Below are 9,243 nucleotides of genomic sequence, written 5' to 3'. Positions count from 1 at the left end.
GGAGGGGGAGGGCTGGGTGGAGGTCTTCGCCATCGGCTACCGCACCGCCGCCGGCCTGGCTTTCGCGCGGGCCGGTCTCGCGCCGGCCCTGGCCATCCTGGACCGGGGCGATGGGGTGGCGCGCGACCGCGCCCTGCCGCGCCTGTCGGCCCTGCTGCTGGGCATGCGTATCGACCTGCTGCGCCGGGCGGGGCAGGTGGCGGCGGCCCGTGCCCTGGTCGATGCCAGCGGCTTTGCCATCGATGGCGCGCATTGTGTCCGGTCCGGCCTGATCCAGCGGCTGGAAGCGGTGGAGACCGGGTTGACGCTGGCGTCCCTGGCCCTGGCGGAGGGGCGGGCCGACAGGGCGCTGGACCTGCTGGTTCCGCTGGAGGTGCCGGCGCGGGCAGGGGGCTTCGACCGGGGTGTGGCGCGCCTGCTGCTGCTGCGGGCGCTGGCGCTGGCGGCACTGGACCGGCTGGCCGAGGCGGTGCCCGACCTGCGCCAGCTTCTGTCGCTGACGCGGGAGGAGGGGGCGCGGCAATTGTTCGTGGACCAGGGCGCCCCCGTCATCGGCCTGTTGCGGCAACTGGTGGCCCAGGTGGGGGCGGCGGGACTGGCGCGGGCCAACCTGGACTGGATCGCCGATCTGCTGGTGGCGCTGGGCGACCATGATGGCGCCGGTGAGCGCAGCCTGCCGGCCCTGCTGCTGACCCCGCGGGAGCGGGAGATATTGCAGGCGCTGGCCGGTGGCGGGTCCAACAAGATCATCGCCCGCCGGCTGGACATGACCGACAATGCCGTGAAGTTCCATCTGAAGAACATCTTCCGCAAGCTGGGTGCCAACGACCGCAAGCTGGCGCTGGCCATCGCGGAGCGGCAGGGCCTGCTGGGGTAGCGGCAAGCCGCCCTCCGGCCCGCTACCCAACGCCGTCGCCCACCCTACCCCGGCGCCCTGTCGCCGCCGCCCCTCCCGTTCGCCATCATCGGCGGCAGGAAAGTGCGGCAAGGGAGTGTCCGTGATGCGCATTGGGGTGGATGTCGGGGGAACCAACACCGACGCCGTGATCATTCATGAAGGGCGGGTGATTGCGGCCCTGAAGACGCCGACGACGGACGATGTGGGCACGGGCGTGGTGCTGGCCATCCGGGGCGTTCTGGCCCAGGCCGGCGTGCCGCCTGCCGCCGTCACCCAGGTCACCATCGGCACCACCCATTTCACCAACGCCTTTGTCGAGCGGCGGCGGTTGATGGAGGTGGCGGTGCTGCGCCTGTCGCTGCCGTCCAACACCTCCGTCCGGCCCATGATCGACTGGCCCTCCGATCTGACCGCCGTCATCGGCGACCATATCTACTGGGCCCATGGCGGGTACGAATTCGACGGGCGGGAGATCGCCCCCTTCGACGCGGCGGAGATCGAGGCGGCGGCACGCGACATCCGGCGCAAGGGGCTGCGCCATGTCGCCATCTCCTGCGCCTTCTCCCCCATCAACGATGCCATGGAGCAGCGGGCGGCGGCCATCCTTCGGGACATGATCCCCGGCCTGCACGTGACCCTGTCCAGCGAGGTGGGGCGCATGGGCATCATCGAGCGGGAGAATGCCGCCATCATGAACGCGGCCCTGTCCTCCATGTCGGGCACGGTGGTGGGGGCCTTCCGGTCGGCCCTGCAGAAACTGTCTATAAGCGCCCCGTTCTACATCTCGCAGAATGACGGGACGATCATGGCGGCCGACCATGTGGAACGGTTCCCCGTGCTGACCTTCGCCTCGGGCCTGACCAACTCCATGCGCGGCGCTGCCTGGCTGTCGGGACAGCAGGACGCCATCGTCGTCGACATCGGCGGCACCACCACCGATGTCGGGGTCCTGTCCCATGGTTATCCGCGCGAAACATCGATGGCGATCGATGTTGGCGGGGTCCGGACCAATTTCCGCATGCCCGATCTTCACTCCATCGGCCTGGGCGGCGGCAGCCTTGTGACGCGGCAGGCGGATGGTTCTGTGACTGTCGGACCGCGCAGCGTCGGGTACGACCTGATCACCAAGGGCATGGTCTTCGGTGGAGACATCCTGACGGCCACCGACATCGCGGTGGCGGCCGGGCGCGGCGGCATCGGCGACAGGTCGGCCGTCAACGGTCTGGACCGTGCCCTGGTGGCGCAGGCGGTCGACACGATCCATGCCATGGTCGAGGCCGCCATCGACCGCATGAAGACCAGTGCCACGGCTGTGCCCGTGATCCTGGTGGGCGGCGGCGGGGTGCTGGTGTCACGCCCGCTGTCCGGGGTGTCGGACCTGCATGTGCCCGAGCATGCGGACGTGGCCAATGCCATCGGGGCCGCCATGGCCCAGGTCGGGGGCGAGGCCGACCGCATCCATTTCTATGACCGGGTGGGCCGCGAGGCGGCGCTGGACAATGCCAAGCAGGAAGCGGTGGCCGCCGCTACGGCGGCCGGCGCCGATCCCGCCACGGTGCGGGTGATGGAGGTGGAGGAAACACCCGTCGCCTACATGCCCGGCAATGCCGTGAGGGTCCGGGCCAAGGCCGTCGGCGACCTGGCCGCCATCATCGCCGCCTGATGCCTGTGCGTCGCGAGCCAAGCCGCCGGATGGCAGCGCCCGGCGATTGAGGGGAACAAGGAACAGACCCATGCAGATCACGATCAACGACCTGATCGATTTCACGCGCGGCGCGGCCTTTCTGGGCACGGGCGGCGGCGGCGACCCCTATGTCGGCCGCCTGCTGTTGAAGCAGGAGATGGAGAACGGGCGCACCATCAACATCATCCCCCTGGAACAGGTCGCCGACGAGGCCCAGGTCGTGCCCATTGCCGCCATCGGCGCCCCGTCGGTGATGCTGGAACGCGCGCCGAAGATCGAAGCGCTGGAAAAGGCCCTGTCGGTGCTGGAGGAGAAGCTGGGCCGCAAGGCGGACGCGCTGACCTGTATCGAAAGCGGCGGCATCAACGCGACCCTGCCGCTGATCCTGGCGGCGCGCACGGGCCTGCCCATCGTGGATGCCGACGGCATGGGCCGGGCCTTCCCCGAGTTGCAGATGGTGACCTTCAATATCTATGGCCTGAAGGCGTCGCCCTTCGTCATGACCAATGACCGCTGCGAAGCGGTGACGTTCGACGTGGAAAGCAACCATTTCGCCGAGCAACTGGCCCGGTCCACGGTGATGGCTATGGCGGGGGCGGCCCATCTGGCCATTTATCCCATGTCGGGCCGGCAGCTCAAACAGGCGGGCGTGCCGGGCACGCTGTCGCTGGCGCTTGATATCGGCCGGGCCATCGCGGCCGCGCGGCGGGGGCGGGCCGACCCCGTCCAGGGATTGCTGGATTTCCTGTCCGGCATGACGGAGCCGCGCCACGCTGTGGTACTGGCCGAAGGCAAGGTCGTCGATATCAGCCGGGAAACCCGCGACGGCTTCAATTTCGGCCGCGTGCAGGTGCAGCCCTTCGGCGATGCCGGTGCCCTCCCGGCCGAGATTGTGTTCCGCAACGAATATCTGACCGTCAAGCAGGGGGCGGAATTCCTGGCCATGGTACCGGATCTGGTCTGTGTGCTGGATGCCGAAACGGCTGAACCCATCACCACCGAAACCCTGAAATACGGGGCGCGGGTGAAGGTGGTGGGTGTCAGCGTGCCGCCCGTCATGCGTACCGGCGCGGCCCTGGCCACCTTCGGCCCCCGCGCTTTCGGGATCGACAGCGATTATCGGCCGCTGGAGGGGCTGGTGCCGGGGTGACCACCCCGGCCGGCGCTACCCGATTTCGCGCCGGCCGCTACCCTCCCCCCGCTTTGACGGCCTGATGCGGTCTTCGGGAGGATGAACACCAAGACAAATCAAATGAATGGGGATGCAACATGGGACGGGTACATCATCGACATGCGGCCCTGCGCCGCGCCTTCATCGTCTCCACGGCCGCCATGGCCCTGGCGGCACCGGTATCGGCGCAGGAGGGGCTGGCGCTGGAAGAAATCATCGTGACGGCGCAGAAACGGGCGGAAAAGCTGCAGGAGGTGCCGGTATCGGTCACCGCCTTCTCCGCCGCGACCATCGAGGATGCGGGCATCAAGACGGCGGAGGATTTCCTGGCGCTGACGCCCAATATCCGCATGGTCCAGTCCTTCACGGTGGGCAACAGTTTCGTCACGGTGCGCGGGATCTCCCAGATCAACAATAACGACCCGTCCGTGGCCGTGGTGGTCGATGGGGTGCCGCAATCCAATCAGAAGCAACTGGCCCAGCAATTCTTCGATATTGAACGGATCGAGGTGTTGAAGGGGCCGCAGGGCGCGCTTTACGGGCGCAATTCCATCGGCGGCGCCATCAACATCATCACCCGCCAGCCGAAGGACCGGATGGAGGGATCGGCAGAGATCGGTTACGGCAGCGGCGATACCTGGAGCGCCACCGCCGCCGTTGGCGGGCCTGTCGTCCAGGACAAGCTGCTGTTCCGCGCCGCCGCCTCCTACCAGGACAGCGACGGTCTGATCACCAATACGTTCCTGGACCGGAAGGCCGATTTTTTCCAGGACAAGACCGGGCGCCTGCAGGCCACCTGGATGGCCACGGAAAACCTGTCGGTCGATGCCCGCGCGTCGGTATCGCGCACCGAAGGCGGGGCCGTCCTGTACAGCCAGTTCGGCACCACGGGCCTGTCGAACGCCACCTATATCAAGCCGCAGGAGAATGTGCTGGGCGAGAGCCAGCGCGACATGGATGACCTGTCGCTGAAGATCGACTGGAACCTGGGTGCGGCCACGCTGACCGCCATCACCGCCTATAGCAGCGTGAAGGAAAGTTATCGCGGCGACCTGGATTTCTCCTCCGCCCAGGTGGTGGGACAGGGGCAGGATCTGGACGTGTCCATGCTGAGCCAGGAACTGCGCCTGACATCGCCCAACGACCAGCCCTTCCGCTGGATCGCCGGCGCCTATTATCTGCATACGGAGCGTGACCTGACCACGACGGTCTTCGCCGATACCAACAGCACGATCGCCGGGTTCGCACCGCTTTTCGTGTTCGGTGACGAAAGCAACGACAATGACGCCTACGCCCTGTTCGGGCAGGGGGCATTCGATGTGACGGAGAAGCTGGAACTGTCGGGCGCCCTGCGCTTGGACAGCGACCAGCGCGAACAGACCGACCTGCTGCGCAACAACGCCGTGCGGGAACGGACCTTCCGGAAATGGCAGCCCAAGGTCACCGCCAAGTATAAATGGACCGATGCGGTCATGACCTATGCCACCTTCTCCACCGGCTTCCGGTCGGGCGGGTTCAACGCGCCGACGGTCAATCCCGCCATCTTCGCCAAGGAGACGACCAGCAATTACGAGGCGGGGTTCAAGGCCACGATGGCGGATGGGCGCTTGGTGCTGAATGGCTCCGCCTTCCACACCAAGCTGAGGAACGCCCAGATCTTCAAGGTCGACCTGACGGCCGGCGCGCAGATCATCGACAATGTCCGCCGCGCCAACCTGACCGGCCTGGAGCTGGAGGCGCAGGCCCGGCTGGCCAAGGGTTGGGATCTGTTCGGCGGCGTGGGCCTGACCGATAGCGACATCAAGGATTTCGACGGATCGGCCGCCTATCGCGGCAATCAGTTGCCCAGCAACACAAAACTCACCCTCAATGCCGGCAGCCAGTATAGTTTCGACATCACCGACCAGATGGAAGGGCTGTTGCGCATCGATGTCGATCACCGGGGCAAGCAATATTACCATGCCGACAATATCGATTATCGGCGCGCCGTCACACTGATCGATCTGCGGGCCGGGTTGAACTATCAGGGCTGGTCATTGACCGCCTATGTCAAGAACCTGACCGACAAGCAGTATTTCAGCGAATATACCGATGCGTACTGGTCCGGTTCCGCCACCGGGCAGGATCTGGGGCAGCTTTCCCGCCCCCGGACCTATGGGGTCAACGCCAAGGTCCGCTTCTGACCACCGTCCCTCCTGAAGTTCTCCGTTCGGCGAAAGGGGGACTTCAGGAGGCAGGGCCGGATCGCCCGGCACGGCCCAGCAGATAAAGCGGGACGGTCAGGGCCAGGATCACGGCGGCGACGGCCAGCATCCACATTTCCGACAGGGCGATGATCAGGATGCCGAAGGCAAGGCCGGTCAGGGAGACGGCCTGTGCCCGCCGCCGCGCGCCCGTCGATGCGATCGTGCCCGACAGGCGCAGCAGCGACAGGCAGGCATAGACATAAACCAGCACGTTCAAGATGACGGCCATGTTGACCACCATGCTGAACTGTTCACCCAAGGTGCCCGACAGGGTGGCGACGCAGACGACGCTCATCAGCACGGCCGTGACGATCAGGTTGCGCGATGGGGCGCCGTTGCGGTTGATCTTGGACAGGAAGCGGGGAAACAGGCCCAGTTCGGCCGCCGCCTCCGCCGTTTCGGCCCCCACCAGCATCCAGCCCGCGAGCGTCCCCGCCGCCTTCACCATGGCGCAGACGGCCAGGATGCTGCCGGCCACCGGTCCCCAGATCCGGACGGCGACATCGGCGAACGGTGCCGTGGACGCGGCCAGTTCCGACGCCGGCATGACACCGGACAGGGCCGTGCAGGCGACGATATAGGTCACCCCCGCCAGCCCGATGCCGCCCGCCGTGGCCAGCGGCACGTCGCGTTCCGGCCGTCTGACCACGGCGGCCACCACCGCCGCGCTTTCCAGTCCCAGGAAGGCCCAGATGATCAGGCCCAGCGAGGATGAAACGGCTGAAAGATCCGATCCGCCCGTGACGTTCCAGGAAGCGGCGAAGATGTCAGGGTCGAACCAGGCCCAGCCCAGGCCGCCAACCAGCATCACGGGCGCCAGCCCCAGCACCAGCGCCACCCCTTCGAACCGGGCGATCAGCCGGGCGCCCGACAGGTTCACCAGCGTCATCAGCCAGATGATGGCGATGGTGGCGCCGGCCAGGACCGGCGGCACCTTCATGGCCGCGACAAAGGTGCCCAGATAGCCGGTGACGGCCAGTGCGATGGCCACATTGCCGAACCATGTGGAAATCCAGTAGACGAAGGCCGACTGGAAGCCCAGATACCGGCCCAGCGCGTCATGCACATGCGCGATCAGTCCCAGCCCGCCCGGCCGCAGCATCGCCAGGGTCGAACAGACCCAGCCCAGCAGCAGGCAGCCGGCCAGCACCGCGACCCAGCCGACCACCGTGATGGATCCGATGGCGCCCAGGCTGGCGGGCAGCAGGAAGACGCCGGAACCGATCATGTTGCCGGCCACGATGGCGCCGGCTGCGACGGGGCCGATCTTCTGATCGCGGGTTCTCATGCGCCGGACCCGCGCAACAGGATTGTGAAACGGCCTGCCTGCTGCATGCTTGCCCCTCCCCATCGCGCTCGCCCGAGGCCGAACCTTTCGGTGGCCCAACAGGTCGGTGCAGAGAGGCTATTCCCCATTGATCGACTGCTCAATAATATAGTTGCCGATTGGTTAAAATTGGCGGATCAGCCTTCATAGACCCGGTGTCCGAACGGTTCCGTCACGACGGGCCGGTCGCGACGCCAGTTGCGCTCGGCCTTACGCGGAATAGGGGATACGTTTTGCCCTGATATCGGCCAGGATCTCGCGCGCCGCATTGTGGCCCGGCGCGCCCGTGACACCGCCGCCGGGATGCGTGCCGGCGCCGCACTGATACAGGCCCTTGATGGGCGTGCGGTAATCGGCATGGCCCAGCATCGGCCGGGCGGAGAAAATCTGGTTCAGGTCCAGGGCACCATGGAAGATGTCGCCCCCCAGAAGGCCGAAGGTGCGTTCCAGATCCAGCGGGCTGTTGATCTGGCGTCCGATCACCGATGCCTTGAAATTGGGGGCGTGGCGGTTGACCGTTTCGATCATCAGGTCGGCCACTTCCTCGCGATGGTCGTCCCACGACCTGCCGCCGGGCAGTTCCGGACAGACATGCTGGCAGAACAGGCTGGCCACATGCTGCCCCGGCGGGGCCAGCGTGCTGTCCAGGGTGGAGGGGATCAGCACTTCGACGATGGGCTGTCTGGACCAGCCATCGCGTTTGGCATCCATATGGGCCTTGTCCATGTAATCCAGGCTGGGCGCGATGATGATGCCGGCCGTGTGGTGTTCCGCCCTTTCCTTGCCCGGCAGGGAGGTGAAGCTGGGCAGTTCCGACAGGGCCACATTCATGCGGAAGGTGCCCGACCCGCAACGCCAGTTGGTGATGCGATGATGGAATTCCGCAGGTTGTTCGTTGGCGGCCACCAGCTTGCCGAACAACAGCCTGGGGTTCAGGTTGGACACGACCAGACGCCCGCGCACCGCCGTGCCCGTGGCCGTGACGACCCCGACCGCACGCCCCTTCTCGATGATCACTTCCGACACGGCGGCGTCGGTGACGATCTCCACTCCGGCCGCCATGGCGGCCTTGGCCATGGCCTGGGTGATGGCGCCCATGCCGCCGATGGCATGGCCCCACGCCCCCTTCTTGCCATTCACCTCGCCAAATACGTGATGCAGCAGCACATAGGCCGAACCGGGAGTATAGGGGCTGGCGAAATTGCCCACGATACTGTCGAAACCGAACACGGCCTTCACCGGGTCGCTTTCGAACCAGCGGTCCAGGTAATGGCCCGCCGACATGGCGAACAGATCCAGCAATTCGCGTTGAAGGTCCAGGTCCAACTGGCGCATGCGCTGGCCCAGCTTCGCGGTCTTCAGCAGTTCCGGAATGGCCGCGAACAGGCCGCCGCGCACAACATTGGGCGGCGTCTGCAGTACGATGTCGCGCAGCACATCGGCGATGGCGCCGGTCTTCTCCTCGTAATCATGCAGCCGTTCGGCATCGCGGCGGGAGAATTTGGCCACTTCCCGCTGCGTCAGGCCGTTGCCGCCGGTCTTCAGATAGGTCCCGTCATCGAAGGGCAGGAAGTTCGCGATTTCCCGTTCGACGACCTTCAGGCCATGGGCGGCCAGGTCCAGATCGCGGATCACCTTGGGATTCAGCAGCGAGACGGTGTAGGCCGCGACGGAATTGCGGAAACCGGGGACGAATTCCTCCGTCACGGCCGCGCCGCCGACCACGTGCCGGCGTTCCAGGACGGTGACCTTCAGGCCCGCCTTGGCCAGATATGTGGCGCAGACCAGGCCGTTATGGCCACCCCCGATGATCACGACGTCACGCATGAACCCTGCTCCTGTTCCCCGGCAAGGGGCCGGGTCTTGATTGTTCGACTGCTATGATCCACGGCCGGGAAGGGGGCGGCAATGTCGCTG

General features: G+C 66.4%; 6 protein-coding genes. 4 read left to right on the top strand and 2 right to left on the bottom strand.

Going from position 1 to position 9,243, the window contains the following annotated elements; all coding sequences use genetic code 11:
- The 4 genes from KBA48_RS14015 to KBA48_RS14000 all read left to right on the top strand — a co-directional run.
- Positions 1–877: LuxR C-terminal-related transcriptional regulator (locus KBA48_RS14015; protein WP_292907350.1), on the top strand; the 877-nt coding region annotated here is incomplete at its 5' end.
- Between the two features lie 124 nt (positions 878–1,001).
- Entirely contained in the window at positions 1,002–2,561 is a 1,560-nt protein-coding gene (locus KBA48_RS14010) for a hydantoinase/oxoprolinase family protein (RefSeq protein WP_292907348.1), read from the top strand.
- A gap of 70 nt (positions 2,562–2,631) precedes the next feature.
- Positions 2,632–3,732, top strand: coding sequence for a DUF917 domain-containing protein (locus KBA48_RS14005; RefSeq protein ID WP_292907346.1), 1,101 nt, complete (start codon positions 2,632–2,634; stop codon positions 3,730–3,732).
- A 119-nt stretch (positions 3,733–3,851) separates the two neighbouring features.
- The gene (locus tag KBA48_RS14000; protein ID WP_292907344.1) at positions 3,852–5,936 is read left to right on the top strand and encodes a TonB-dependent receptor; all 2,085 of its coding nucleotides are present in this window, start codon (positions 3,852–3,854) and stop codon (positions 5,934–5,936) included.
- Positions 5,937–5,979: 43 nt separating this feature from the next.
- Here the strand turns inward: KBA48_RS14000 and KBA48_RS13995 are convergent, their stop codons facing one another.
- Positions 5,980–7,287, bottom strand: coding sequence for an amino acid permease (locus tag KBA48_RS13995; protein WP_292907342.1), 1,308 nt, complete (start codon positions 7,285–7,287; stop codon positions 5,980–5,982).
- Between the two features lie 249 nt (positions 7,288–7,536).
- Positions 7,537–9,153, bottom strand: a complete 1,617-nt coding sequence (locus KBA48_RS13990) for an NAD(P)/FAD-dependent oxidoreductase (RefSeq protein ID WP_292907340.1) — start codon at positions 9,151–9,153, stop codon at positions 7,537–7,539.
- Positions 9,154–9,243: the final 90 nt, after the last annotated feature.

Origin of the sequence: Niveispirillum sp., assembly GCF_017996735.1 — a bacterium.
Classification (GTDB): Bacteria; Pseudomonadota; Alphaproteobacteria; order Azospirillales; family Azospirillaceae; genus Niveispirillum.
The sequence above is the reverse complement of the archived record's forward strand: the minus strand, read 5'-3'. Positions and strand labels throughout refer to the sequence as shown.